Consider the following 25,306-nt stretch of genomic DNA (forward strand, 5'->3'; position numbering starts at 1 on the left):
GCGCTCCTATCTGTGCTGAAGATCGTTGGAGACGACCGCGATGAAGACAATTCCCATCGATATTCTTTTTGATGACACGGCCGAATTCATTCTGCCGCGCCGGTGCGCCAAGACTGATCGACAGGCCGCGTCCTGCATCTGTTGCGGAAAAACGGACCAGGCGATGGACGATGACGGCTGCGGTATCTGCGATGCCTGCCTTGATGCACCGCTACAGGTGACCGGCAATCCCGATGGCCTTGATTTCCCGGATAGCTTTCCCCATTTATCGCTCACTGCCCGTCATCGATGAACTGCCTGCAGCGACGATATCCGTCGCGCGTTCGCAGTCGTCCGGGTCAGAAGGGCGCTCCCCGAAAGGCTCGAGCGCCCTTCGTCATTTCGGGACAGTGCTACCGGCAGGATCACGCGGATCGCCGCGAGCGCCAGGTTCCATCCTTGTCGCGGGCCAGCCGCCAGCGGCGCGCATCGACATCCGTACCGCGCGCCGTGCGATAGGCCGGGACCGAAAGGTGAAATTCGCCGCCGTCCGGATGCCATTCTCCAATCATGGCGATCCCGTCGCCGAACTCGACCACACACATGCCTTCCGCAGCCTCCGCATCTTCGACGCGAACCTCGCCGCCGGGAAAGGCGTGACTATGCGGGAAGGAGAAACGCATCAGCCGACCTGCTCCACGGAAAGGGAGCCGGCAGGGAGCGGCTTGATCAGCGATTCTGCCGAGACGGACGGATCGAGCCAGTCTGCCCAGGCGTCGCGCTCGAGGATCACGATTTGGCGATCGTGGTAGGCTGCGAAATCGGGGCCGGGCTCCATGGTCAGCATGGTGAAGGCCTCGCCGACCTCGTCGGTCGCGCGCCAGATGCCGGCAATGGCAAAGATCGGATCCCCGACCTTCTGAAACAGCCACTTGTTCTTGCGCTTTTTGCCTTTCTCGACCGGGTCCGTGAATTCGTAAAAGCCGTCACACAAAATCAAAGCCCTGTTCGAGCTGAACTCGCGGCCTTCCGACCGGAAATTGTAGACCGGCTTCCTGCTCGGTCCCGGCCAGCTCCATCGCCGCTGGTCAAGTTCACCAGCGCCGCGCTCGCCTTCGACCGAGCGAACGATGGGCGCCGTGTCGGTGATCCTGATATCCTCGCGCGCCTCGATGTTCGGCCTGCCCTCGGGAAAGCGGATATTCATCTTGAGATGCTCGAACTCCTCGATGACCGAGGCCAGTTCGACCAGCAGGCGATAATCGTTGCACATGATCCCTCCAGCAGCTCCGTCATATCTTGGCTCGGCAATAATCTAGCGCGGGCACTGAGGATTTCGATGCGATTGGCTGCGCCAATCAATGATCGCCTAGATCTCCAGCTGGAGCTGATCGTCCGGTCCCCGTTCAATATCATCGCCGAAGGATGACAGGGTCACGCCGAGAAGGCGGATCCCTTTCGCCGTGGGAAACAACGGAGCAAGGAGGGAGTGGACGGTAGCGACGATCTCTTCCGCGGATCCGAACGGGACTGCTTCGGTCTTGCTTCGTGTGATGATCTGGAAATCGGTGTATTTCACCTTCAGCGTGACGGACCGACCGTGAAGGTTCTTGGCCTCGCAATGGCGCCAGACCTTGTCGACTAGGGGGGAGATTTCCGCACGCGCTGCATCGAGATCGAAGAGGTCGGTCATGAAGGTATCTTCGGCGCCGACGGACTTGCGCTCTCGATCCGGTCGGACCGGCCGATCGTCGATGCCACGGGCAATCGTGTAGTACCAGGCGCCCGACTTACCAAAATGCTGCTGGAGAAATGCGAGGGACTGTGCTTTCAGGTCCGCGCCGGTCAAAATTCCGAGCCGTTCCATCTTAGCGGCAGTCGCCGGCCCGACGCCGTGGAATTTCTTGACGGCGAGACCCTCGACAAAGGCTGGGCCATGCCTGGGCGTGATGACCGCCTGTCCATTCGGTTTGTTGAGGTCCGAGGCCATCTTTGCCAGAAACTTGCAATACGAGATACCGGCCGATGCGTTGAGCCCGGTTACCTCCTTGATACGAGCGCGGATCCTGGTGGCGATCTCCGTCGCAACCGGGATGCCCTGCTTGTTGTCGGTGACATCGAGATAGGCCTCATCGAGCGATAGCGGCTCGATCAGATCGGTATGCTCGGCGAAAATCGCATGGATCTGGGCTGAAACGGCTCGATAGACTTCGAAGCGGGGCGGAACGAAGATTAGATCCGGGCAGCGCCGCTTGGCAGAGATCGATGGCAGAGCGGATCGCACGCCGAACACACGCGCTTCATAGCTTGCCGCCGCCACGACACCGCGGGCGGCCGCGCCGCCGACAGCAACGGGCTTGCCGCGCAGTTCCGGATTGTCACGCTGTTCGACGGAGGCATAAAAGGCATCCATGTCCACATGGATGATGCGCCGGACCCGCTCCTCCCGGTCCGGCTTCTGCTCCATCATGTCGATCAGCGTGACATGTTGCATGGCTCATTTCCACATCGACCGCATGCGCTCTCGAACATCGACGCGGATCTGATTTGCGCTGCGCTCGCTGGCGGCGGCCGAGATCTTCGGCCAGGTTGCCGTCTCGAAATACTGCAGGAGCGTGGCGGGAATGAAGCGGGTCCGCGACGCATAGACATGCCGGTCGCCGGTCGCAGACTGTCCATGCGTGAAGAAGCGCTGCGGGGTGACAAGGGTCAGATTGTCGCGCGCCCGGGTCATGCCGACATAAAGCAGCCGGCGCTCCTCTTCGAGTTCGGCGGTGGTGCCGGCGCCGAGATCGGAAGGCATGCAGCCGTCGACGACGTTGAGCATGTAGACGGCGCGCCACTCCTGTCCTTTGGCCGAATGGATCGTGCTCAAGATCAGATAGTCCTCATCTAGCAGCGGCACCCCGGCCTGGTCGCTGGTCGCATCCGGCGGGTCCAGTGTCAGTTCGGTCAGGAACCGCTCGCAGCTCGCATAGCCGCTGGCGATCTGTTCGAGCTGCAGCAGGTCGTCCTTGCGGGTGTCGGCATCCTCATGGATACGGTCGAGATGCGGCTCGTACCACATCCGCACCGTGCCGATCTCCGCGGGCCAAGCGGCCTCCGCCTTTCGCAGCTCCGTGACCAGCGTGACGAAGGCGGGCCAGTCGTCGCCGGTCTTGGCCGGCGGCGGGATTTCGGCGAGCGACTGCAACGGCTCGGGATCGGTCGCGATCGTGTCGAGGATCTTGCCAGCGATCTGCGGCCCGATACCGGGCAACAGCTTCAGCACCCGGAAGCCGGCAACCCGGTCGCGCGGGTTTTGGCTAAATCGCATGACCGCCAGCATGTCCTTCACATGGGCAGCGTCCAAAAATTTGAGGCCGCCAAATTTGACAAAGGGAATGTTTCTCCGCGTGAGCTCTATTTCCAGCGCGCTGCTGTGACTGGAGGTTCGGAACAGCACGGCCTGCTGTTTCAGCGTCATGCCGATCTCCCGGTTGGCCAGCACCTGCTCGACGATATAGGCGGCCTGGTCGATCTCGTCCTTGACGGTGACGAGCATGGGCCGCTGCTCGGAGACCCGATCGGTCCAGAGGTTTTTGGTATAGCGCTCCCGTGCCAGCTCGATGACGGCATTGGCGGCGGCAAGGATCGGCTGCGTCGAGCGGTAGTTGCGGTCGAGCGTGATGACGTCAGCGGGTTTCGGCGAGAACTCCTTCGGGAAATCCAGGATGTTGCGAATGGTCGCCGCGCGAAAGGAATAGATCGACTGTGCATCGTCGCCGACGACGGTCAACCCGCGGCCGCCGGGGGCCAGCGACATGAGGATCGAGGCCTGCAGACGATTGGTGTCCTGGTATTCGTCGACGAGGATGTGGTCGAAGCGCTTGCCGACATCCTCGGCCAGTTCCGGTTCTGAAACCATCTGTGCCCAGTAAAGCAGCAGATCGTCGTAATCCAGGACGTTCTGCGCTTGTTTGGCCTCGGTGTAGGCGGCGAAGAGCTGCTTCAGCTCTTCCTCCCATTCCAATACCCACGGATAGGAGGATTTCAGGACCTCCTTGATCGAGGCCTCGGAATTGACGACGCGAGAATAGATGGCGATGCAGGTGCTCTTGGTGGGGAACCGGCTCTGCTTGGCGGAAAAGCCAAGGTCATGCCGAACGAGGTTCATCAGGTCGGCGCTGTCCTCCCGGTCATGGATGGTGAAATCGACGCTGAGGCCGATCTGCTCGGCATACATCCGCAAGAGCCGCGCGCCGATCCCGTGGAACGTGCCGGCCCAGGCCAGGGCGTCGGTCATGATGGCGGCATTGTCGCCCAGCACTTGGCGGCAGATGCGCTGCACCCGGCGCGCCATCTCGGAGGCTGCCCGCCGCGAAAACGTCATCAGCAGGATACGGCGCGGATCGGCGCCGTTGACGATCAGGTGCGCGACGCGGTGTGCCAGCGTGTTGGTTTTGCCGCTGCCCGCGCCGGCGATAATCAGGAGCGGGCCGCCGATTTTTCCATCCTGCAGGCCAATGCCATGTTCGACGGCCTCGCGCTGCCGATCGTTGAGTTTTTCGAGATGCGCCGCCGCCATTTGTCCCCAGCATGCCTAAGAAAAATTTCCTACCCCTCCGATCGCGGGATATCTCCTTGATGCAGCTAAAGGATTCGTTTCAACGACTTAGCCGAGGGGCAACTTCCGGACCGGAGTCCCGATTGACTCAGTTGGGCAATCGGAACAAATAATGAACATACCAGCTTCAAGAACCGCTGGAAACCCTAGGGAGTAACAATTCTGCCGTGACCAACCATGCCCTCAACCCCGTGCTGGCCGAGCTTCGCGAGCGCATCGAGCAGCTCGAAGGCGGCGCAACGCGCGCGCGTCAGGTGCTGCCTTTCGGGGTTACCGAGGTCGACCGGGCATTGCCGGGCGGAGGGCTCGCCTTCGGGGCGCTGCACGAGATCGCCGGCGGCGGGGGAGGGACGGTCGACGGGGCTGCGGCCGCACTGTTCGTGGCGGGCGTCGCGGCGCGGTCCGGCGGCAAGGTGCTCTGGTGCATGACGCGCCCGGACCTTTTTTTCCCAGCCGTGACGCAGGCCGGGCTCCATCCGGATCGTGTGGTGTTTTGCGAAAGCGACCGTGAAGAGCAGGTATTAGACGCGATGGAGCAGGGCTTGTCGTTTCGTGGCCTCGCGATCGTTGTCGGTGAACTCGTTCGTCTGCCGATGACCGTCTCACGGCGCCTGCAGCTCGCGGCCGAGAAGACAGGGGCCATGGGCATCGTGCTTCGGCGATGGCGACGACAGAACGAAGCTTCGGACTATGGGCAGCCGACGGCCTCGACGACGCGGTGGCGCATCAGCACCCTGCCGTCGCAAAGACTGCCGGTGGCTGGTGTTGGCAGGGCGCGCTGGCTGGCGGAACTGATGCGCGTCAAGGCCGGCGAATGCGCCGAATTCGAAATTGGAGCCCCCGATGCCAAGGGTCGTATCTGTCTACTTCCCGCAGCTGTCGACCGAGCGGATCAGACGGCGCGCTGGCGAAGCCTTGCCGGCTGACAAGCCGCTGGTCGTGATTGCCTGCCGCGGATCGAAACGATGGATCTCCGCCGCCGATCCGACAGCCCAGAAGCTTGGTCTGCGCATTGGCATGGCCGCCAGCAAAGCGCAGGCCATGGTCGCCGATCTTCTCATGGTCGATGCGGCCCCGGCCGAAGATGCGGCGGCGCTGGAGCGGCTGGCGCTTTGGACGCTGCGGCAATATAGCCCCGTCGTTGCGGTCGACGGCGCCGACGGTCTCGTCATCGATACGGAGGGCGCCGATCATCTTCGTGGGGGCGAGGCGCTTCTCGTGTCCGGCCTCATCAATCTCTTGCGCGGCCGTGGGCTGACGGCGCGCGCCGCTGTCGCCGACACCTGGGGCGCCGCGCATGCGCTTGCCCGGATGCTGGCGGCGGAAACGACGGTGGTGCCGTCGGGCGATGTGACGAAAGCGGTCATCGACCTGCCGATCGTCGCCCTGCGGCTGCCTGCAGAGGTCGTCCGGGGCCTGCGTGTTCTCGGCATCGATACGGTCGGCCAGCTCTCGGCCATGCCGCGCGCACCGCTGACGTTGCGGTTCGGGCCGGAACCGGCGCGTCGGCTTGACCAGATGTTCGGCCGGATCGCCGAACCGATCGAGCCGATCCGCACGCCGGAACTGATCGAGGTCTCGAAGAATTTTGCCGAACCGATCGGTGCCCCAGAGACCATCGCCAAATATGTCCGCCGGCTGGTCGGCCAGCTCTCGGCGCGGCTGGCGGAAAACGGCCTTGGCGCGCGGCGCTGCGACCTCTTCATCCATCGCGTCGACAACACACGCCAGCATCTGCGAGCCGGTCTTGCCAAACCCGTCCGCGACCCGGCGCGGCTGTCAAAGTTGCTCTGCGACCGCATCGAGACCATCGATCCCGGTTTCGGCATCGAGAAGCTGGTGCTGGTCGCAGTTTTCGCCGAGCCGCTGGAGGAGCGTCAGGTCGCTTCCTCGCTGATCGAGGAGGAGATCGCCGACATCACGCCGCTGGTCGATATTCTCGGCATTCGCGGCCACCGGCTCTTTCGCGTCGCGCCCGTCGCCTCCGACGTGCCGGAGCGTTCGGTCCGGCGCATCGCGGCGACCGCGCCTGACGTCGGCGAGGCCTGGGCCGTCAAATGGCCGCGGCCGACGCGGCTCTTCGCGCACCCGGAGCGCATCGAGGTGATCGCGCTGCTGCCGGACCAGCCGCCGGCGGTGTTCACCTGGCGCGGCAAGCGCCGGAAGGTTGTGCGCGCCGACGGCCCGGAACGGATTTTTGGGGAGTGGTGGCGCCGGCCGCGCGAGTTCCAGGCGGTCAGGGACTATTTTGTGGTCGAGGACGAGCTTGGCGAACGCTACTGGGTCTATCGCGCCGGCGACGGCATCGATCCGGAAACCGGCTCGCATCTGTGGTTCGTGCATGGGGTGTTCGGATGACACGCTATGCCGAGCTGCAGGTCACGACGCATTTCTCGTTCCTGCGCGGGGCGTCCAGCGCCGAGGAACTGTTCGCGGCGGCGGCCGCGCTTGGCATCGATGCTGTTGGCGTCGTCGATCGCAATAGCCTGGCCAGCATCGTGCGCGCCTGGGAGGCGGCCAAGGCCACCGGCATTCGGCTCGTCGTCGGCTGCCGTCTCGATCTGACTGACGGCATGTCTATCCTCGTCTATCCCATGGATCGACCGGCCTATTCGCGGCTGACCCGGTTGCTCTCGCTTGGCAAGGCGCGCGGCGGCAAGGGCAAGTGCCTGATCGATTTCGCAGATGTTGCCGAGCACGCCGCCGGCATGATCGGGGTGCTCGTGCCCGACGAGGCCGACGAGACCTGTGGCGTGCAGCTGCGCAAGATGGCAGAGCTTTTCGGTGACCACGCCTATGTCAGCCTGTGCCTCCGTCGCCGGCCGAACGACCGCATGCGCCTCCACGGCATTGCCACCATGGCCACCCGCTTCAAGGTCAGGACTGTCGTCACCAACGATGTGCTGTTTCACGATCCCAGCCGGCGCCAGCTGCAGGATGTCGTGACCTGCATCCGCATCCGGACCACCATCGACGATGTCGGCTTCGACCGGGAGCGTCATGCCGATCGCTTTCTGAAGGCGCCGGAGGAAATGCACCGGCTCTTTGCGGAGTATCCGGAAGCGCTGGCGCGCGGCCGCGAGATCGTCGAGCGCTGCAAGTTCGATCTCGGTGAGCTGCAATACCAGTATCCCGAAGAGGCGATCGTGCCGGGACTCGATCCGCAGCAGTCGCTCGTCAAGTTCACCTGGGAGGGGGCCGCCAATCGCTATCCCGAGGGTATTCCCGACAAAGTGCAAAAGTGCCTGCGGGACGAGCTGGAGCTGATCCGGGCCATGAACTATGCGCCCTACTTTCTCACCGTCTATTCCATTGTCCGTTTTGCGCGCTCGAAAGGGATTCTTTGCCAGGGCAGGGGCTCGGCCGCCAATTCGGCCGTCTGCTATTGCCTTGGCGTCACCTCCATCGACCCTGATACCAACGATCTGATGTTCGAACGGTTCATCAGCCAGGAGCGGGACGAACCGCCGGATATCGACGTGGATTTTGAGCACGAGAGGAGGGAGGAAGTCATCCAGTGGATCTACGAGACCTACGGCCGCAGCAAGGCCGCGCTCTGTTCGACCGTCACACGATATAGGGCGAAGGGCGCCCTGCGCGACGTCGGCAAGGCGCTTGGCCTGCCGGAGGACATGATCGGCCAGCTTTCGTCCGGCGTCTGGGGTTGGTCGGAAGGAGTCTCCGAGCGCCAGATCCGGGAAAACAACCTCAACGCCGCCGATTATCGGCTGAAGCTGACCCTGGAACTGGCGCAGCAGCTGATGGGCGCGCCACGCCATCTTGGCCAGCATCCGGGTGGATTTGTGCTCACGAATGATCGGCTCGACGATCTCGTGCCGATCGAGCCGGCGCGCATGGACGATCGCCAGGTGATCGAATGGGACAAGGACGACATCGAGGCGCTCAAGTTCATGAAGGTGGACGTCCTGGCCTTGGGCATGCTGACCTGCATGGCCAAGGCCTTCGCGCTGATGGCCGCGCACAAGGGCGAGGTATGGGATCTCGCGTCCATTCCTTCCGAGGACCCTCGCACCTATGCGATGATCCGCAAGGCCGATACGCTTGGCACCTTTCAGATCGAAAGCCGGGCGCAGATGTCGATGCTGCCGCGCCTGAAGCCGCGCACATTTTATGACCTGGTCATTCAGGTGGCGATTGTCAGGCCGGGGCCGATTCAGGGCGATATGGTCCATCCCTATCTCCGGCGCCGCGAGGGCAAGGAGCCGGTCGACTATCCGACGCCCGAATTGGAGGCGGTGCTGTCGAAGACCCTCGGTATCCCGTTATTTCAAGAGTCGGCGATGAAGGTGGCGATGGTCTGCGCCGGTTTTTCCGGCGGCGAGGCCGATCAATTGCGGAAATCGATGGCGACCTTCAAGTTCTCGGGCGGCGTCTCGAAGTTCAAGGACAAATTGGTCGCCGGCATGGTCAAGAACGGCTACTCGACCGAGTTTGCCGAGAACACGTTTTCCCAACTGGAGGGTTTTGGTTCATATGGCTTTCCGGAGAGCCACGCTGCCAGTTTCGCGTTGATTGCCTACGCCTCGAGCTGGGTCAAATGTCACCACCCCGATGCCTTCTGCGCCGCGCTCTTGAACGCGCAGCCGATGGGATTTTACGCGCCAGCCCAGATCGTGAGGGATGCCGCTCAGCACGGCGTCGTGATCAGGCCCGTCTGCGTCAATGCCTCGCGCTGGGACTGCACGCTCGAGGAAATAGAAGGAAGCCGTCATTGCGCCGTCCGTCTCGGCATGCGGGTGGTCAAAGGTCTCTCGACGGCAGATGCCGCTCGCATTGTGGCCGCACGCGCTGACGAACCTTTCTCCTCTGCCGATGATCTCTGGCGGCGATCAGGCGTGCCGACGGCCGCGCTGGTGAAACTCGCCGAGGCCGACGCCTTCCTGCCGTCACTCCAGTTCCAGCGCCGCAATGCCCTATGGGCGATCAAGTCGCTGCGCGACGAACCGCTGGAGCTTTGGGCAGCCGCCGCCGACCGCGAGGCGCATCAAGTCGCGGAAGTGCAAGAGCCCTCGGTCGCCCTGCCCCCAATGAGGGCGGGACACGAGGTCGTCGAGGACTATGCCCACACCGGCCTCACCCTTCGTCAGCACCCGATCGCCTTCCTCCGCAATGACCTTCGCCAGAAGGGCATGGTCACATGCGCCGAGGCCATGGGGACGCGCGATGGTCGCTGGCTGATGACCGGCGGCCTGGTGCTCGTGCGCCAGCGGCCGGGATCGGCCAAGGGCGTCATGTTTCTCACGCTCGAGGACGAGACCGGCATCGTCAACGCGGTGGTCTGGCCTTCCCTGTTCGAGCGCCAGCGCCGCGTTCTTCTCTCGTCTTCGATGATGGCGATCAACGGCAGGATCCAGCGGGAAGGGGATGTCGTCCATCTTGTGGCGCAGCGGCTGTTCGACCTGTCGGACGATCTCGGCCGGCTGGGCGAGCGGGATGAGCAGTTTCCTTTGCCTCATGGCCGAGGAGATGAGTTCGCACGCGGTAACGGTGCGCCCGATCCGCGCGAGCGGCCGAAGGCGGCGGCGCCAGCGCGTGACATCTACCTACCGGACCTCTTGATAGATCGGCTGAAGGTAAAGAGCCGGAATTTTCATTAATTCCCAACTCAAGCCGATCATTGCGGAACGAAACGAGCGCAGTTGCAGCGGATGCCGAGGAGCTTTGCAGTTGTAGGAGTGTAGGGCCAAGGCGAAGCGTACAAACCCCACTCGGCCCCAAAATAGTAACTGCACCTGACCCGCAAGCTCAGCATCTTCCAAAACTACATTGCCAAGCGGGCGCCATCCAGACACAACGCTACTTCCTACAGATCAAGCAGCGCATCATCCACATAGACGCGCATTCTTGACGACGGCAAGGTGATGAGGATTGTCGGGCCGATGGCGATGCGGCTGGCGATTTTCAGCTTCAGCTGTTCGTTTCCAACGGCGATGTCTATGACATTGACGCTGCCCTGATGTTGCACGCCTTGCACGACAGCAGAAATGCCTTCCTCATTTTCTGCAGCGAGGGCGATATGTTCCGGCCGGATGCCGATCCGTACGCATTGGTCCGACCTCAGCCCGGAAAGGCGTTGGTTGCTGAACAGAAGGTGCTCCTGCCAGTAAAGCCGGTCGTCGCGGCGTTCGACACCGAGAAAATTCATACCGGGCGAGCCGATGAAATTGCCGACATATCGGTTGCGCGGATTCTCGAACAGGTCCTGCGGCGTGCTGCGCTGGATGACGCGCCCTGCGCTCATGACCAGTACCTCATCGGCGAAGGTCATCGCTTCGTTCTGGTCGTGGGTAACATAGACGACTGTGTGACGCGTTTTGTCGCTCGCCTGCTTGATGCGGCGGCGCAGGTCGAACTTCATGTGTGGATCGATGACGGTGAGAGGCTCATCCATCAGGAGTGCGGAGAGATCGTTGCGGACGAGGCCGCGGCCAAGCGAGATCAGCTGCTTTTCGTCCGCCGTCAGCCGCCGCGATGACTGGCCGAGCCTTGATGAAAGTCCGAGCAGTTCGGCGATTTCCGCCACCCGCGGCTCGATACGAGACGTCTCCCAGCCCCGGCAGCGCAGGGGAAAGGCAAGATTCTCATACACAGTCTTCGATTGGTAGATAACAGGGAACTGGAATACCTGGGCGATGTTGCGTTTCGCGGTCGGTGTGCGTGTGGCGTCTTCGCCTCCGACGAGCACGCGGCCATCGGAGGGATAGAGCAGGCCCGAGATGATGTTGAGCATCGTCGTCTTGCCGCAGCCCGAAGGGCCGAGCAGGGCGTAGGTCTTGCTGTCCTCAAAGATGATGTCGGTCTTCTCCAGCGCATAGGCTGCTGTCCCATAGCGATGCCCGACCTGTTCAAGCTGGATCGTTGCCATCAGCTTTCTCCCTTTCCGGGCGCATGCAGCAAGGCACCCTCTTCATGATCCTCGAAGACGAACAGTCGTTCGGGCGCAACGGAAAGGCCCATCTGGCGGCCGATCTCGACACGGTGAACCCCTTCGAGTTGCACGACGGCTTCCCCCAGCGCGGTCGCGACATGTAGGAATGTTTCCGACCCGGAGACTTCGCCAAAGGTAACGCGCCCGTTGATGCCGCCTTCGTCGACCGGTACGATCTCGTTTGCGCGGATGCCGAAACGATAGTTCCCCTCCACCAGTGCGGGCCATCGGGTCGGGGCGGTTAGGGCCAATCCGCCTTCGAAGACGATGCGATCCTCCGTCAGTCGTCCAGGCATGATCGTCATCGGCGGGTCAGTCACGATGCACGCCACCAGTGCGGAAGCTGGGGACGCATAGACAACCGGTGGATAACCCGATTGCAGAACCCGCCCCTCGTGCATGACGACGAGCCGATCGCCGAGCATCATGGCTTCGGCGGGCTCGGTAGTGCTGTAGACGATCGTCGCATCCGCCTGGTTCGCCAGAAGACCGCGGAACTCTTCCCGTAGCTGCTCGCGCAGCTTGTAATCCAGATTGACCAGCGGTTCGTCGAGCAAAAGGACGCCTGCTTCGCGAACGAGCGCGCGCGCCAGCGCTACACGCTGCTGCTGTCCGCCCGAGAGCTGCGCGGGCTTGCGCTCCGGAAATGCGCTGAGGCCCACCGTCTCCAACACGGTACGCACGCGGCGCTCGACCTCATGCCTGGCCATTTTGCGCTTGCGCAGTGGAAAGGCGACGTTTTCGAAGACGCTCATATGGGGGTAGTTGATGAATTGCTGATAGACCATCGCGACGTCACGTTTCCATGTGGGCAGGTCGCCGAACGGCTTGCCGTCGCGTGTCAACGCGCCGTCGTCGATATCCTGCAGGCCGGCGATGGCGCGCATCATCGTCGTCTTGCCGGAAAGCGTGCGGCCGAGCACGGTTGTCAGGCGGCCTCGGTCGAACGTCAGGGAGATGTCGTTGAGATGAATGTCGCCGTTGCGGCGGAGCGACAGGGAATTCAGGATTAAGCTCATGGGATCTTCCTAGCGGATAGCGCCGGCAAGCGTGCCGCGCGAGAGAAGTCGCTCGACGACGATCGCGATCACGATCAGCGGAGCGACGGAGACCAGTGCCGAGGCCGAAAGGCTCCACCACGGCGTGACCGACGAATTGAGCGATACCACCGCCACGGGTAGGAGTTGGGTATCAGTGAAGGTCAGCGTGAAGGCGAAGAAGAAGTCGTTCCAGCCGAAGATCAGGCAGAACATCGCCGCGACGAGAATGCCTGAAAGCGAATTCGGTAGAACGACACGAAGGAAAGCCTCGAAGGGCGTGCACCCGTCAAGCATCGCCATTTCGTCGATCTGCCGGGGCACGCCGTCGAAGAAATCCACCATGATCCACACCGCAATCGGTAGCAGAAGGGCGATGTAGACGAGCACCAGGCCGATCTTCGTATCGAGCAATCCGATGAACTGCAGCATCAGGAAGAAGGGAATTGCGAGCACGATCGGCGGCATGATGCGCTGGGAAATGAAAAAGAAGACGATGTCAGCATTCTTCACGCAGCCGGCGCGATAGGTGAAACGTGACAGACCGTAGGCGGCGAGCGTACCCAGCATGATGGAAATCAGGCTCGCGCTGCCTGTGACGATCACGCTGTTGAGATAGGGACGGGCGATATCGATGCCACCCGCGCCGCCAAACAGGCTGCGCCAGCCGGAAAGGGAGGGGTCATAGCCAGCCCAGGGGAGATATGTCGGGCCACCGGTGACGCCGTTCGCGGTCTTGAAGCTTGTCGTCAGCGCCCACATGAGGGTAGCTAGGGTCCGGACTCACTAGAGCCACCAGATGACGGCTGCGGCGAGAGCGACGGCACCCATGAAGTTTTTGATGTTGCGATCGAAGCGGGTGGCGAGGCGACGCCAGTCCTTGAGACGGCAGAACATACGCTCGATGACGTTGCGCTGCTTGTAAACGGCGCGGTCGTACTCGTACTGGACCTTGCGATTTCGACGTGGCGGGATCACAGCCTCGGTACCGCGCTCGTCGAGCCACTCGCGCAGAGCCTGGCTGTCATAGCCCTTGTCCGCGACGAGCTGCGCGGTGGGCGGCAGGGCTTCGATACACAGCCTCGCCACCTTGCAGTCATGGACGTTGCCGGGCGTCAGGAGCAGGACGTGAGGGCGACCTTTCGCGTCGCAGACGGCATGGAGCTTGGTGTTCCGTCCGCCTTTCGTGCGGCCGATACCATGAGCCATGGCCCCCCTTTTCCGCCGCCTGCGCAGCGGTGGACCTTGATGCAGCTACTATCGATGAACAATCTGTCCGGCGCATCCTCGGCTCCGGCGAGTGCGCTGAAGATGCCTTCCCAGATGCCGCGCTCGGACCAGCGAACGAAGCGATTGTAGAGCGTCTTCTTCGGTCCATAGACGTCGGCGCAGTCCGCCCAGCGTCCACCGCATCGCAGCGCGTGGACGATTCCGCTCAACACGCGACGATCGTCCACGCGCGGCTTGCCCCGCACATCCGTTGGCAGGAGCGGTTCGATCCGTTCCCACTGCGCATCGGAAAACCAAAAGAAATCAGACATCTCACCGCCCTTTCGTCGCGGCAATGAATCATGCCCCAGCGCTCAAGGAAAGCTAATTATTGGGTCCGGACCCTAGAACGAAGGAGCTCCAAATGAGGATGGCAGCATATTTCAGGGTGGAGAACAGCGACATCAAGCGCTCCTTCCGATGAAAAGACGAACGAGGAGCTTGGCGATGATCGTCATCAGCACGATCATGACGACGAGATAGGTGATGGAAAGCGCTGCTGCATAGCCGATCTCAAAATCGCGCAAGCCGCGAATGTAGATGTAGTAGCCGGCCGTCTCGGTGGCTGTTCCGGGGCCGCCGGAGGTCAGCACGTAAACCGTTTCCATAAGCTTGGACGCCTCGATCAGGCGGATGACGAGCGCCCCGATAGAGACCGGCGCCAGCATGGGAAAGGTGACGTTGAAGAAGGTGCGGATCGGCCCGGCGCCATCGATCGCGGCTGCCAGGAAGGGTTCGCGCGGCAAGCTGAGCAGGCCAGCGAGCAAAAGCAGGAACATGAACGGCGTCCATTGCCAGATTTCCACCAGCATCACGGCCGCGAACGCCCAGTTCGCCGACGTGAGCCACGGATACGGACCGAGGCCGAACAGGCCGAGAAAGTCGTTCGCCGGACCCAGCGATTCATGGAAGATCGTACGCCAGATCACCGACATGATGACCGGCGTCGTCATCATTGGGATGAGGAACAGGACACGGAAGAACCGTCGGAAATGCATCTCGCGCCACACGATCAGTGCGAGTGCGAAACCGAGTACATACTGTATAAGGACGGTACTGACCGCCATCGCGGAAAGCCGCCACATCGCCTCCCAGAACCGTCGATCGGCGAAGACACCGGCGTAGTTCACGAGGCCAGCCCAATCGAGGCCCGGCGAGATGGCGTCCCAGCCGGAAAGCGACACCCGGATGGTGAAAATGAGCGGAAAGAGGATGATCGCCAGCAGCACCAGAAGGCCTGGCAGCAGGAAGCATGATTTGTAGAACCGAAGTCCTGTCTGGTCCATGACGGGCCGTCCGTTTCAATTGCAAGAGAAGGGTCTGGCGGGGCGTCGAGACCGCCCCGCCTTCCGGAAAACCCGGTATGAGTGAGGAGCGTCGCCTCAGCGCCCGCGATCCTCGAGCGCGACGACGTTGGCATAGGCCTCCCGCAGGTGATCGGTGCCGATCTTGTCGCGGATTTCCTTCCATTGGGCGGCAACGCCATCGAGCGCTTCCTGCGCGCTCTTCTGGCCGGCCATGGCCTCGGCGACACCGTTGGCGAGCGATGACATGAATTGGTTGACGCCCGGCACCCGTAGGTCGAAGACGCGGTTTGTACTGTCATCCATGCCGCTCAGCGTCTGGACGTAGGTTTCAGCCACCTTTTGGTCCCAGCCAAGCCTGTCCTGCCAGAACTTCGGATCGAAATGGGTGGTGCGATACGGATTCACCCCAAAGCGGCCGATCTGCAGGTCGAGCGTGGTGTTGGCCTCGTTGGAGAAAAAGCAGAGATAGTCGAAGGCCATGTCTTGGTTCTTCGAAGCCTTCGCCACCGCCGATGTCCAACCCCAGGTGATGTAGGGCGGTGCGTTCGGCGTTTCGAACTTGTCCCAGCTACCGGTCGTGCGGTTCCAGACCTCATGCGCGCCCGGCAGGGGAGCCGCCCCGACCTTGTTGCGGATCGGGCTGTCTGCCTCCTGAGCCTGAATGAAGGCGTCGTCCCAGGAGTAGCTCATAAGCGTCTGCCCGCCGCCGAACGAAAAGATCTCGTCGCCGAGGCGGAAATTGCCGCCGCCCGGCGGGAAGGCCTTCTGCGCGTCGATGAACATTTCCAGGCCCTTGACCCAACCCGGATTGTTGACCTGCGGCTCCATGGTTTCCAGATCGAAGAAGAATCCGCCCTTGACGCTCGGATTCTTCGCATAGGCCGCCACGCGGCTGATGAATGCCGAGAACATCAAATCGTCGCGCTTGGTGACTTCGGCGCTGCCGAAATGCGGCTGACCGTCACCCGCCCAGTCCCATCCGGAGAAGAACTTCGCGACCGCGTTGTATTCCTCCCATGTCTGCGGCACACGCAGCTCCTTGCCGGTCTCCACCCTAAACTTCGCCTGCATGTCGGGATTGTCGAAGATATCGGAACGGTACTTCATATAATGGCGGTCGCCGTCCACCGGATATTGAACCATCTTGTCGCCCCAGGTCGCGACGTCCTTGTAGTTGGCCGTCACGTCCTTCATGCCGCTGACCTCCTTGTAGGACGGCGGAACCGGGGCGAGGAAATCGTGCAGGTCGCCGATCCAGAGTGAGGGATAGAACAACACGTCATAGGCCGCTTGCTGCGTCTGGAACGGGATCATGATGCGCTGGTAGAGATCGCCGAAGGGGATGTGCACCACATCGACCTCGGCGCCGGTCAGCGTTTCGAACTGCTTGGCGTGCAGGTCGGTCGGCTCGCCGATCACGGGAAGAGGAAGAGCGGGAAATTCCTCCTCGATCCGTCGTTCAAATCTCATCCCGCAATAGCGTCAGCGCTCGATGGTGTGGGATGGCTATCATGTGGGCTTGGACATACCAGGCGATTTGCGTGCGGAGCGAGCTTGTCTCAATGCGGCGATCATGTCTTCGCCATGGGCGTGGTGATCCGTGGCGCCGTCGGCCTTTGCCGCCTGCAGGAAAACGGTAACACGCGCCTTCTCGATCTCTACGGACCGAACGAGGTCATCCACTTCCCGCTTTCTCGACATCAGGCTGTCGAAATGGAAGCCATTTCCGATGCGATTGTTCAATTTATCAGTCAAAGGGAGTTGAACGAGGCTCTGATCTCCGACCCGTCTCTCGCGAGAGATATTCTCGCGGCGTTGACGGCGCAGGTTTCGCTCAACCTCGACCAGATCGCGCTGATCGGCGGAACCCCCTTCGACAAACTCAGATACTACCTTCTACGCCTGATATATCGGCCGTTCGATACGGACCGCACGGTCGTCTCCATCCGGCACCATCCCATTACGACGATGACGATCAATCGGACCGCGCTGGCCGCCTATCTCGGTACTTCGACCACGAGGCTCGCATGCATGTTGCGGGCGCTTGAGGGGGACGGCGTCATCCGATTATTGACGCCTCGCCACCTCGAAATCCTCGAAGAGGCGAAATTGCTGGGATAGACGGCAGGGTTCTCCAGAGGAGGAAGCCCGCGAGGAGATGTTCGCTTCTCCGATTTCACGGGCGGATTGATCCACGGCAAAGCGCTTTCCAGTGCCGAACCTTAGAAGGCTATTTTATTCTATCATGGAGGTTATCATGAATAGGAATGCAAAGATCGCGGTCTATGCCGCTGTCGTGATCATCCTGGCTTTGGTTGGTTATTCGTTTTTCACGTCGCCGGCGTCTGCGCCGGTTGATTCCACTCTGCCCACGAATGCGCAACCGGCCACACAATAGACGGACGATTCTCTAAAAATCCTTTGAATGTAACTATGAGAGAAGCTCGATTTGGCGAGCAGCGTCGGTCGTCTTTGGTCGAAGCTGATTGCGAAGCCTCTGCTGCAAGCCTTTTGGGCAATTGCCCGACCGGGAACCGCGATAGCCATGTTGTGTTGCGCCTATGCGGGGTGCCACGTCCGAACGTCCTTCGACGTCACGCGGATGTGCCCGGCCGGATTGAGCTGCTTCTCGTCGTACTTCTCGCTGGCGATGCGGCTGAACGTGTCGATATATTTTTGCAGTCTGAATTCGTCAGCGCGGGGCGGGTCGGCAACGGCTTCAAGCGCGTGGTGGGAGATTTCGACAACCACGATCCCCGCGCCAGAGTCCATCAGCAGCCTTCCTTCGTCTCCCGAAGATGTCAGAAATCCGGATTTCAACGTCAGCGGCATAGCGACCCCCTTCGCAAGCAAAGTTCCTTTGATAAGCCGTGCGGCTGCGATCCTTGATGAGGATCAGAGCAGTCGCTTGTGTTGAAACAAATACATGCGCAGCGTCGCGCGGCATTGACGGGGGTCAAAGCGGCGGCGCCGATTCTCGGTTTTAGTCAACTGATGCCAGCAACGAGCCGAGAAACACAGTGGCTTCGCGAACTTCCTTGGGAAAACGACTGATCGACGCGCTGCAATCGGCGGCGATCGTGCTTGGCCTTGCGCTCGTCGTGGCCCTGTCCGCCTACGGACTGATGGGCTGGAGCGGGATGCTCGCTGCCTTCCTCACTGTTGCGCTGGGGGCGACGATTGCATCGTTCTTGCCGCCTCGATTGATTCTTTACGCCTATGGCGCCCGCGTTCTCTCCCCTCGCGAATTGCACGATCTTCAGGCAGCTGCGGGAGCGCTTTCTGAACGCGCCGGTCTACTCGCGACTCCGCGTATCTGGTATCTGTCGAACCCCGCGCCACAGGCTCTCACTGTCGGCGTACCCTCCAATGCGGCCATCATGGTTTCCAGAGGATTGCTGGCGCTGCTGACGCCGCGCGAGCAGGTCGCAGTCATCGCTCATGAGATTGCGCATATTTGCAACAACGACCTGCGCATCATGGCGCTGGCGGACGCATTCTCGCGGGTGGCTGGGATCTTCGCAAATGCCGGCATTCTCTTGCTGCTCCTCAACATTCCGCTGACCGCCCTCGAGCACAATCCGGTTTCCTGGATGACCATCGTCCTGCTGATTGTCTCGCCGACGATCGCAAGCTTGTTGCAGCTCGCGCTGTCGCGCACGCGGGAGTTTCAGGCCGACGCGACCGCGGCCGAGCTGATGGGCGATCCGGAGGCGCTTGTTGCCGCCCTCTGGAAGCTGGAAGGCGCGGAAAGAAATCTTTGGGAGTCGAGGTTTCCTGGCCGGCGCATGCCCGATCTCCGCATTCTGCGCACACATCCTCTGACGCGCGAGCGTGTGCGACGGTTGGGCGACCGGGGAAACCGCACTTCGGTTCGCCGCCCTTTGTCGAGCTTGTCGAACAGGCAGTGAAGGCATCGGCCTGGATTGACGAGCATCAACGCAGTTTGCTGCGGCATCGTCAAAATGGAGAAAGTATCGACTGGCGGCGGTCCGATGCGCCATGACCGCTTACAAGCGAGGGCAAAGCCGATGAGAACGAACAGGACCTGGATACTTATAGCCGATGGATCGCACGGCAGGATCATCCGCCAGCTGCGGCCCGATGCGGAAACGGGCGACCGGTTGGACGACCTGATCTTCGAGATCGATCACAAGAAGCTGAGTGAAATCATGGCGGATCGGCCGGGTCGAAGCGTCACCGCAAAAGGAACGCGGCGCTCCGCCATGGAGTATCACTCCGACCCCGTTCAGGAGCAGGAAGCTCGATTTGCCGGCATGATGCTGGATACGTTGATGCGGGCCTATGCCGCGCAGGAATTCGATCGTATCGTCGTCGTGGCCGAGCCACGCATGCTCGGCGCCATCCGTCTCAGGCTTCCGCCGACGCTCCGACGCGCTATCGTCAAAGAGATCGCCAAGGATCTGACGAAACTGCCGCCTCAGGACTTGTACCGGGCGCTCGGTCGCCCTCACGTCCTGCTCCTGACGCCCGGCAACGTCCATGACTGCAAGGTGGCGAGGCTGTGTATCGAAGCCCTGCCGCCCACCGCGCAGCTCGTCGCGGACAAGGGCTATGACAGCCAGGCTCTGCGCGAGTGGCTCGACGAGCGCGGTACCGAGGCTGTGATCCCGCCACGTCGAAATCGCAAGGTCCAGTACGAGTACGACCGCGCCGTTTACAAGCAGCGCAACGTCATCGAGCGTATGTTCTGCCGTCTCAAGGACTGGCGTCGCCTCGCCACCCGCTTCGATCGCAACATCAAAAACTTCATGGGTGCCGTCGCTCTCGCCGCAGCCGTCATCTGGTGGCTCTAGTGAGTCCGGACCCTAGATCTTCCCCATTTTGATTTTCTATGGAGGTTAGACTCCCATCAATGGCTATTCAGAGAGCCGTGAGCAGGGAATGACGACGTGAAACTTTATCTGGAAAACGTCATTCACTTGCATTACATTCTCGTTCCGAAGTCCGGGGCCGTGCTTCCGCAGTGCTTGAAAGCATGAGCCTCACGGTATCTGATGCGGTTCGTATTAAGCTCACCCGGACTGCTAACGAGGGGGCGCTGCCTCTTGAACTCCTTTGTGGCAGTGAAGCACATGACGCCTGGTTTCGGACCATGGTGCTTGAAGCGTTAAACGATACTCGACCGGATTTATCGGACGACGAGGCGGAGGCGCACTTTGCCAAACGTCGAGCGGCGGCCCGCCTGAAAGCTGGTGTGCCAGAATCGTGAAACTTACTTGGTCTGCGTTTGCGATGTCGAATCGCGACACCATCTCCACATACGTAGAGGCAGATAATCCCGCAGCAGCCGTCCTGATCGATAAACGGATCGTAGCCGCCGCCCGCCGCCTGCTCGATTTTTCTGCCAGCGGGCGCGTGCGTAGAATTGACGGGACACGCGAACTCGTCATCCATGGAACGCCATACCTCGCTCCCTACGCTATTATCGAGACGACGGTTCGAATTCTTCGCGTACTCCACGGCGCGCAGGAATGGCCGGTACATGGGACATCTACCGCTTAGTTGGTGAATGCGTTCTCGCAGGGGAGGCGACGGTTCGATTCCTTTCAAGAGCGGGAAGCATCTCTGGAACGTGCGCGCTTCCGCCGGTGGAGGACATTTTACAAGGACGTGAACTGTCGTTCGATCTCGACTCTGCTGTCGCCTCGCGCAAGACATAACGCCAAAAGTATTCTCGCTTTGACAGGCCCTATGTCACTGCCCGCAATGATGCTGGATCTGTGGTTCTGGTTGCTATCGACGACCAGGCCTGAATCGGTCCTCGAGGTGGAACCTGTCAGCACCACCGGCTTCTTCACCTTCAGGACCAGTGATGGCGCCCAAGCGGTCTCTTCAAGACTAGCTGTGCCATGCCCGATAACGATACCTCCAACATCAGGGTCCGCCGCGATTTTCAAGCATGTTTCTGCAAGCTCCGACCAATCCTGACAGCTGACCGCTGTACTATCGATTTGACGGAAGTTTATCGGGATGATGTCTGCGAGTACTTGAACTGATGGGGTGGATGCCCCCTCCAGCCGGCATCGGCATATGATGCCTGCTCAGCGCCATGGTGGCGCTTACGGAGGAGAGGCAGATGACAGCAGTCTACATTCTGGCGATTGACCTCGCGAAGCGTAGCTTTCAGGTCTGCGCGACGGATCGCGGCGGGGCGGTTCTATTTAATCGAGTTCTTTCTCGGGCACGTTTGCAGCAGCTTTTGATCGAGCATTCGCCCTGCATCGTCGCGATGGAGGCCTGCGCCACCAGTCATTTCTGGGGTCGCGTCGCGCAAGGCTGCGGTCACAACGTCCGGCTGATACCGCCGATTTATGTAAAGCCGTTCGTAAAGTTATGCTCACCTCGCCATAACTTCACTAATCACGAGGTCGTCGTAATGCGGAGGAGCGCGGCCTGATCGGCGGATTTTCGCTGTTTTCCGATCGGCTTGCTTTGCATTATTCGGTGCCGAACCTCTGCGGGTCAATCGACCAACAGAGGACTCGCCAATGCCCTATATCCGTCACGAACTAATTGCCGCACTCAATTCCTCCCTTATCAGTCAGCGATACAGCCCGGTCGTGGTGAGGAATTACTGCACCTACGCATCTGGATTTCTCGATTATCTGGGACAGCGGGGCATCCTGGTCGCAGACGTGATCGACGTGCAGGTAGAGCAATACCTGCGGCACGCGATCGTAAAGTTCGAAAAGGAGCGTGGTCGACGTCCCGGCGCACGCTGGCACGAGGTTCCGCGCTCCGGAATTCATGCGCTGTTGCGACTTGCTCACGGTCAATGGCCGCCAGCAATCGAGCCTATCTGCGCGGCCGATGTGGCCCGATTTGCAGTTTGTGACGAATACGAAATCTGGCTGCGTGAGGAACGCGGGTTGGCTCGCTCCAGCGTCGCAGCGCTGATGTGGGAAGCCCGGAACTTTCTTGCCTGGCAGATCGATTACGGAAGCGGCGGCTTGGCGGGGCTGAGCGTCGTTGACGTAGACCGTTACATGGATCTGCGCGCGCCGAAACTGACGCGCTGCTCGCTGAAGTCTGTCGCAGAGCGGCTTCGCTCGCTGCTGCGATATCTCCACATCACGGGTCGCGTCACAACGGACCTGTCAGGGCATGTGATAGCTCCGACGCTTTATGCATATGAAGGAGTGCCCTCAATCCTGGAGCGAGACCAGATCGCCGCGGTGCTGGAAACCGCGAGGGCGGACAAGACGCCAGCGGGGCTGCGGGACCATGCAATCCTGCAACTCCTTGCAACATATGGGCTACGGTCTGGAGAGATCCGCAATCTGCGGATCGAGGACATCGACTGGCGGACGGAAGCCATCCATGTTCGCCACCACAAGACGCGGGCCAGCACATCGCTGCCCCTGATGGAGCCGGTCGGTGAAGCGTTGCTTGCTTATCTGCGTTCCGGGCGGCCCGTGACGGACGCCAGGGAAATCTTCCTCCGCACGCGCGCGCCCTATCGCAAGCTCGACAAGCTTTACAGCGTGGTTCGCCGGTGGCTCCGTGACGCTGGTGTCCAACCGCCTGGTAAGTGTGGACCCCATATCTTCCGCCATGCGCGCGCTGTTGAGATGTTGCGGGTCGCGGTGCCTCAAAAGGTCATCGGCGACGTGCTGGGGCACCGTTCGACGGGATCGACGGCTCCCTACCTCAAGCTCGCCACCGAGGACCTCAGGGCCATTGCGCTTGACGTGCCGGGAATGGAGGTGCTGGCATGACCGCCCGCTGGCCCGATCCCGACCGCGCGATCATTGACCGCCATGTCGCGATCCTTGATCTGCACAGCATGAAAAGCCGAGCCTGTTATCGGCAGGTCCTGCATGGCTTCCAGGATGTGGCCGAACGTTACGATGCACTCGGTCAGGAAGTGCTGATTGCGTGGCTGCGTAAATCGGCCGAATGCTGGGCAGCGACGACGCGGCTACACCGCACCCGCATCATTGACCGGTTCCTCGAACGCCTGGTGGAAATCGGCGCGATCGAACGCAATCCCGTCACCGCTCTGCGAGATGCGTGCAATATCAAGCAGTGCATGCCCATCTGGCGGGCATTGGCGTCGCGGGATCCGGAACAGGCTCTCGCCGAACTGCGCCAGCCCAGGCCGTTCGGCAGCGTGCTGGGCGAAATGATGGCTGAGCATGTCGCGATGATGCGGCGCAGAGGATACAAATACACTTCGCAGCCCCTGTTGCTCTTGCGGTTCGACCGGTTCCTGCAGCTGCATCCGGGACCGGAGGCCGAACCGCTGAGCGCCATGGTTGATCGATGGGCGGCAACGAATGTCACGCGTCACCAAGTGGAGGAATGCGAAAAGCTCAAACGCGTCTTTGCGAAAATCCTTCGTCACCGCGACCCGTCGATACCTGTGCGGCGACCGGACCCGAGACCGAGGAAGGAGGCGGCCAGGCAATGGCGAAAGGCTCATATCTACTCGCCTGCCGACGTGCGGCGGATGCTCGAGGTTGCCCGCACCTATCCGTCTCCACGGGTGCCGCTTCGGCCGCTGAGCATGTACACAATGCTGCTGCTGGCCTATTGCGCAGGCTTGCGGCGCGGCGAGCTTGCCCGGCTCGATCTTGGTGACGTTGACCTGCGGGACGGTACGGTAACCGTCCGGCAGACCAAGTTCTTCAAGACTCGGATACTGCCGCTTCCCGACAGCGTTGTAGTCGAGCTTCGCGCCTACGTCGATGCACGGCGTCGTGCCGGTGGATCACAGGACGCGCGCTCCGGCTTGTTCTGGCACGAGCGAGGCGACGGTCACTACACGCCGGAAATGATCACGTGGTTGCTCTCTGACGTCATACGTCGCGCTGGGTTGAAGCCATTGCGAGGAAAAGCGGGCCCTCGCGTTCATGACCTGCGCCACTCGATGGTCGTGAACAGAATCCTGGAATGGTACCGGACGGGTGTCAACCCGCAGGATCGCCTGCCGTTCCTCGCGACCTATCTCGGCCATAGGGATATCAACTCTACATTGGTCTACATCACCGTCACGCAGGAGCTGCTGCATTACGCGAATGAGCGGTTCCGGGCAGTTGGCGCACCGTGCCTCAGCATGGGGCAGGAGATGCGGCCATGAGCAAGGTTGACCGGTTCCCGGCCCTGCTGCGCGCGTTCTTCTACGAATGGCTGGTCGAGCAGCGCAACGCATCCATCCATACAGTCCGATCATACCGCGATACCTGGCGGTTGTTGCTCCGGTTCGTCGCCCAGCGTACTGGGAAGAAGGTGGCTATGATCACGCTGGCCGATCTGGCCGCCAGCGAGGTCGCCGCGTTCCTCAGTCACGCCGAACATGACCGTGGCGGTACGATCGGCACGCGCAACTGCCGGCTTGCGGCGATCCGCAGCTTCTTCCACTTCGTGGCCACAAGGGATCCTGGATCGATCGCGCAATGCGTGGAAATCCTCAACATACCGATCAAGCGCGCTCCGGTGTCGGAACCGAGCTATCTGGATCCGGCGGAAGTGACGGCGATCCTCGCTCAGCCAGATCGTTCGACCATTGAGGGCATGCGGGATCATGCGCTGCTCTCGTTCCTCTACAACAGCGGCGCACGAATACAGGAAGCGCTCGACCTTTGCCCAGAAGCAATCCGGTTCGAAAGCCCGAGTTGCGTGCGTTTGACCGGTAAGGGACGGAAGGAACGTATCTGTCCGCTCTGGCCAGAAACCGTGATGTTGCTGCGGAAACTGCTTGAACGGCAACCACGGGCGCCCGACCAGCGGCTGTTCGTCAACCGCTATGGCGAGCCGCTCAGCGCCTCCGGGGTCCGGTTCAAGCTCGCCGCCTACGTGAAGGCGGCGGCCGAAACCATGCCAACGCTGCGTGCCAAGCACGTAACGCCACACGCCTTCCGGCACGCCACCGCCGTGCACCTCATCTCGGCCGGCGTCGACATTACGGTCATCCGAAGCTGGCTCGGTCATGTCAGCCTCGACACGACCAACCACTATGCCAGGGCCAATCTGGAAACGAAGCGGAAAGCCCTGGAAAAGGTCGCCGTTCCAGCCACACCCGGCAGCCAGCCATCCTGGAAGCGCGATGCCAGCGTGCTCGCCTGGCTCGACACACTCTGAAATAATGCGGAGGAACATCGACAAGAACGGCGAAAATCCGCCGATCAGGCCG

Annotated in this window: 23 protein-coding genes and 2 pseudogenes; 13 read left to right on the forward strand and 12 right to left on the reverse strand. The window is 61.4% G+C overall.

What is annotated here, in order from left to right:
- Positions 1–40 precede the first annotated feature (40 nt).
- Positions 41–292 carry a hypothetical protein gene (locus K0P03_RS21370; protein ID WP_272790596.1) on the forward strand — a complete coding sequence of 84 codons (252 nt, stop codon included), beginning with the start codon at positions 41–43 and terminating at the stop codon, positions 290–292.
- 112 nt (positions 293–404) lie between these two features.
- Here K0P03_RS21370 and K0P03_RS21375 read toward each other — a convergent pair whose 3' ends face one another.
- The 4 genes from K0P03_RS21375 to K0P03_RS21390 form a co-directional block, all read right to left on the reverse strand.
- Positions 405–662 (reverse strand): hypothetical protein, encoded by a 258-nt coding sequence (locus tag K0P03_RS21375; RefSeq protein ID WP_272790597.1) that lies wholly within the window; start codon positions 660–662, stop codon positions 405–407.
- Complete coding sequence (locus K0P03_RS21380) at positions 662–1,252, reverse strand: SOS response-associated peptidase (RefSeq protein WP_272790598.1); 591 nt, start codon at positions 1,250–1,252, stop codon at positions 662–664. The genes K0P03_RS21375 and K0P03_RS21380 overlap by 1 nt, the downstream gene beginning before the upstream one ends.
- A gap of 96 nt (positions 1,253–1,348) precedes the next feature.
- Positions 1,349–2,473 (reverse strand): DNA polymerase IV, encoded by a 1,125-nt coding sequence (gene dinB / locus K0P03_RS21385; protein ID WP_272790599.1) that lies wholly within the window; start codon positions 2,471–2,473, stop codon positions 1,349–1,351.
- A 3-nt stretch (positions 2,474–2,476) separates the two neighbouring features.
- On the reverse strand, positions 2,477–4,546 hold the full coding sequence (locus K0P03_RS21390) for an ATP-dependent helicase (protein WP_272790600.1): 2,070 nt from the start codon (positions 4,544–4,546) through the stop codon (positions 2,477–2,479).
- 206 nt (positions 4,547–4,752) lie between these two features.
- Between K0P03_RS21390 and K0P03_RS21395 the strand changes: the two genes are divergently transcribed.
- Genes K0P03_RS21395 through K0P03_RS21405 form a run of 3 tightly spaced genes read left to right on the forward strand, consistent with a single transcriptional unit; the run spans position 4,753 to position 10,203 of the window.
- Positions 4,753–5,511 carry an ImuA family protein gene (locus K0P03_RS21395; RefSeq protein ID WP_272790601.1) on the forward strand — a complete coding sequence of 253 codons (759 nt, stop codon included), beginning with the start codon at positions 4,753–4,755 and terminating at the stop codon, positions 5,509–5,511.
- Complete coding sequence (locus K0P03_RS21400; protein WP_272790602.1) at positions 5,429–6,943, forward strand: Y-family DNA polymerase; 1,515 nt, start codon at positions 5,429–5,431, stop codon at positions 6,941–6,943. The genes K0P03_RS21395 and K0P03_RS21400 overlap by 83 nt, the downstream gene beginning before the upstream one ends.
- The gene (locus tag K0P03_RS21405) at positions 6,940–10,203 is read left to right on the forward strand and encodes an error-prone DNA polymerase (protein WP_272791088.1); all 3,264 of its coding nucleotides are present in this window, start codon (positions 6,940–6,942) and stop codon (positions 10,201–10,203) included. The genes K0P03_RS21400 and K0P03_RS21405 overlap by 4 nt, the downstream gene beginning before the upstream one ends.
- A gap of 206 nt (positions 10,204–10,409) precedes the next feature.
- Here the strand turns inward: K0P03_RS21405 and K0P03_RS21410 are convergent, their stop codons facing one another.
- From K0P03_RS21410 to K0P03_RS21435, 6 genes are all read right to left on the reverse strand, one after another.
- Positions 10,410–11,471 carry an ABC transporter ATP-binding protein gene (locus K0P03_RS21410; protein WP_272790603.1) on the reverse strand — a complete coding sequence of 354 codons (1,062 nt, stop codon included), beginning with the start codon at positions 11,469–11,471 and terminating at the stop codon, positions 10,410–10,412.
- Positions 11,471–12,553 (reverse strand): ABC transporter ATP-binding protein, encoded by a 1,083-nt coding sequence (locus K0P03_RS21415; RefSeq protein ID WP_272790604.1) that lies wholly within the window; start codon positions 12,551–12,553, stop codon positions 11,471–11,473. Before K0P03_RS21415 ends, K0P03_RS21410 begins: the two co-directional genes overlap by 1 nt.
- A gap of 9 nt (positions 12,554–12,562) precedes the next feature.
- Positions 12,563–13,333 carry a carbohydrate ABC transporter permease gene (locus tag K0P03_RS21420; protein ID WP_272790605.1) on the reverse strand — a complete coding sequence of 257 codons (771 nt, stop codon included), beginning with the start codon at positions 13,331–13,333 and terminating at the stop codon, positions 12,563–12,565.
- A 24-nt stretch (positions 13,334–13,357) separates the two neighbouring features.
- Positions 13,358–14,112 (reverse strand): IS5 family transposase gene (locus K0P03_RS21425; RefSeq protein WP_443020527.1). Its coding sequence is split into 2 segments (ribosomal slippage): positions 13,358–13,768 and positions 13,771–14,112, totalling 753 coding nucleotides; the frame shifts between segments, so codons are not numbered across the junction.
- 132 nt (positions 14,113–14,244) lie between these two features.
- Positions 14,245–15,126 (reverse strand): carbohydrate ABC transporter permease, encoded by an 882-nt coding sequence (locus K0P03_RS21430; RefSeq protein WP_272790606.1) that lies wholly within the window; start codon positions 15,124–15,126, stop codon positions 14,245–14,247.
- A gap of 96 nt (positions 15,127–15,222) precedes the next feature.
- Complete coding sequence (locus K0P03_RS21435) at positions 15,223–16,617, reverse strand: ABC transporter substrate-binding protein (protein ID WP_272790607.1); 1,395 nt, start codon at positions 16,615–16,617, stop codon at positions 15,223–15,225.
- Positions 16,618–16,731: 114 nt separating this feature from the next.
- Between K0P03_RS21435 and K0P03_RS21440 the strand changes: the two genes are divergently transcribed.
- The gene (locus tag K0P03_RS21440) at positions 16,732–17,268 is read left to right on the forward strand and encodes a Crp/Fnr family transcriptional regulator (protein ID WP_272790608.1); all 537 of its coding nucleotides are present in this window, start codon (positions 16,732–16,734) and stop codon (positions 17,266–17,268) included.
- A 438-nt stretch (positions 17,269–17,706) separates the two neighbouring features.
- On the opposite strand, the gene K0P03_RS21445 is transcribed toward K0P03_RS21440, so the two are convergent.
- Entirely contained in the window at positions 17,707–17,979 is a 273-nt protein-coding gene (locus K0P03_RS21445) for a hypothetical protein (RefSeq protein ID WP_272790609.1), read from the reverse strand.
- Between the two features lie 206 nt (positions 17,980–18,185).
- Here K0P03_RS21445 and K0P03_RS21450 point away from each other — a divergent pair, with 206 nt between their 5' ends.
- The 4 genes and pseudogenes from K0P03_RS21450 to K0P03_RS21465 all read left to right on the forward strand — a co-directional run bounded on the left by K0P03_RS21450 (position 18,186) and on the right by K0P03_RS21465 (position 20,673).
- Positions 18,186–19,058: a zinc metalloprotease HtpX gene (locus K0P03_RS21450; protein WP_272790610.1), complete on the forward strand. Its 873-nt coding sequence runs from the start codon at positions 18,186–18,188 to the stop codon at positions 19,056–19,058.
- A 120-nt stretch (positions 19,059–19,178) separates the two neighbouring features.
- The gene (locus K0P03_RS21455; RefSeq protein WP_272790611.1) at positions 19,179–19,964 is read left to right on the forward strand and encodes an IS5 family transposase; all 786 of its coding nucleotides are present in this window, start codon (positions 19,179–19,181) and stop codon (positions 19,962–19,964) included.
- Positions 19,965–20,107: 143 nt separating this feature from the next.
- Positions 20,108–20,380: pseudogene (locus tag K0P03_RS21460) on the forward strand (type II toxin-antitoxin system RelB/DinJ family antitoxin); the annotation flags it as partial.
- Positions 20,377–20,673, forward strand: coding sequence for a type II toxin-antitoxin system RelE/ParE family toxin (locus K0P03_RS21465; RefSeq protein WP_272790612.1), 297 nt, complete (start codon positions 20,377–20,379; stop codon positions 20,671–20,673). The pseudogene K0P03_RS21460 and the gene K0P03_RS21465, both read left to right, overlap by 4 nt.
- Before the next feature lie 98 nt (positions 20,674–20,771).
- Here K0P03_RS21465 and K0P03_RS35700 read toward each other — a convergent pair whose 3' ends face one another.
- A complete protein-coding gene (locus K0P03_RS35700) occupies positions 20,772–21,206 on the reverse strand; it encodes an asparaginase domain-containing protein (protein WP_367182433.1) in 435 nt (144 codons plus the stop codon).
- Positions 21,207–21,247: 41 nt separating this feature from the next.
- On the opposite strand from K0P03_RS35700, the pseudogene K0P03_RS21470 reads away from it, so the two are divergent.
- The 4 genes and pseudogenes from K0P03_RS21470 to K0P03_RS21485 all read left to right on the forward strand — a co-directional run.
- A pseudogene (locus K0P03_RS21470) lies at positions 21,248–21,502 on the forward strand (IS110 family transposase); the annotation flags it as partial.
- 157 nt (positions 21,503–21,659) lie between these two features.
- Positions 21,660–22,889 carry a site-specific integrase gene (locus K0P03_RS21475; protein WP_269704327.1) on the forward strand — a complete coding sequence of 410 codons (1,230 nt, stop codon included), beginning with the start codon at positions 21,660–21,662 and terminating at the stop codon, positions 22,887–22,889.
- Entirely contained in the window at positions 22,886–24,253 is a 1,368-nt protein-coding gene (locus K0P03_RS21480) for a tyrosine-type recombinase/integrase (RefSeq protein ID WP_272790526.1), read from the forward strand. The genes K0P03_RS21475 and K0P03_RS21480 overlap by 4 nt, the downstream gene beginning before the upstream one ends.
- Complete coding sequence (locus K0P03_RS21485; protein ID WP_269704331.1) at positions 24,250–25,254, forward strand: site-specific integrase; 1,005 nt, start codon at positions 24,250–24,252, stop codon at positions 25,252–25,254. The genes K0P03_RS21480 and K0P03_RS21485 overlap by 4 nt, the downstream gene beginning before the upstream one ends.
- Positions 25,255–25,306 lie beyond the last annotated feature (52 nt).

Origin of the sequence: Shinella sp. HY16 (genome assembly GCF_028534175.1) — a bacterium.
Lineage (GTDB): Bacteria > Pseudomonadota > Alphaproteobacteria > Rhizobiales > Rhizobiaceae > Shinella.

Bases quoted from the DNA above. Each gene is read 5' to 3' on its own strand.
- K0P03_RS21370 (WP_272790596.1), top strand. From the start codon at position 41: ATGAAGACAATTCCCATCGATATTCTTTTTGATGACACGGCCGAATTC.
- K0P03_RS21375 (WP_272790597.1), bottom strand. From the start codon at position 662: ATGCGTTTCTCCTTCCCGCATAGTCACGCCTTTCCCGGCGGCGAGGTT.
- K0P03_RS21380 (WP_272790598.1), bottom strand. From the start codon at position 1,252: ATGTGCAACGATTATCGCCTGCTGGTCGAACTGGCCTCGGTCATCGAG.
- dinB (WP_272790599.1), bottom strand. From the start codon at position 2,473: ATGCAACATGTCACGCTGATCGACATGATGGAGCAGAAGCCGGACCGG.
- K0P03_RS21390 (WP_272790600.1), bottom strand. From the start codon at position 4,546: ATGGCGGCGGCGCATCTCGAAAAACTCAACGATCGGCAGCGCGAGGCC.
- K0P03_RS21400 (WP_272790602.1), top strand. From the start codon at position 5,429: ATGCCAAGGGTCGTATCTGTCTACTTCCCGCAGCTGTCGACCGAGCGG.
- K0P03_RS21405 (WP_272791088.1), top strand. From the start codon at position 6,940: ATGACACGCTATGCCGAGCTGCAGGTCACGACGCATTTCTCGTTCCTG.
- K0P03_RS21410 (WP_272790603.1), bottom strand. From the start codon at position 11,471: ATGGCAACGATCCAGCTTGAACAGGTCGGGCATCGCTATGGGACAGCA.
- K0P03_RS21415 (WP_272790604.1), bottom strand. From the start codon at position 12,553: ATGAGCTTAATCCTGAATTCCCTGTCGCTCCGCCGCAACGGCGACATT.
- K0P03_RS21420 (WP_272790605.1), bottom strand. From the start codon at position 13,333: ATGTGGGCGCTGACGACAAGCTTCAAGACCGCGAACGGCGTCACCGGT.
- K0P03_RS21430 (WP_272790606.1), bottom strand. From the start codon at position 15,126: ATGGACCAGACAGGACTTCGGTTCTACAAATCATGCTTCCTGCTGCCA.
- K0P03_RS21435 (WP_272790607.1), bottom strand. From the start codon at position 16,617: ATGAGATTTGAACGACGGATCGAGGAGGAATTTCCCGCTCTTCCTCTT.
- K0P03_RS21440 (WP_272790608.1), top strand. From the start codon at position 16,732: ATGGGCGTGGTGATCCGTGGCGCCGTCGGCCTTTGCCGCCTGCAGGAA.
- K0P03_RS21445 (WP_272790609.1), bottom strand. From the start codon at position 17,979: ATGCCGCTGACGTTGAAATCCGGATTTCTGACATCTTCGGGAGACGAA.
- K0P03_RS21455 (WP_272790611.1), top strand. From the start codon at position 19,179: ATGAGAACGAACAGGACCTGGATACTTATAGCCGATGGATCGCACGGC.
- K0P03_RS21475 (WP_269704327.1), top strand. From the start codon at position 21,660: ATGCCCTATATCCGTCACGAACTAATTGCCGCACTCAATTCCTCCCTT.
- K0P03_RS21480 (WP_272790526.1), top strand. From the start codon at position 22,886: ATGACCGCCCGCTGGCCCGATCCCGACCGCGCGATCATTGACCGCCAT.
- K0P03_RS21485 (WP_269704331.1), top strand. From the start codon at position 24,250: ATGAGCAAGGTTGACCGGTTCCCGGCCCTGCTGCGCGCGTTCTTCTAC.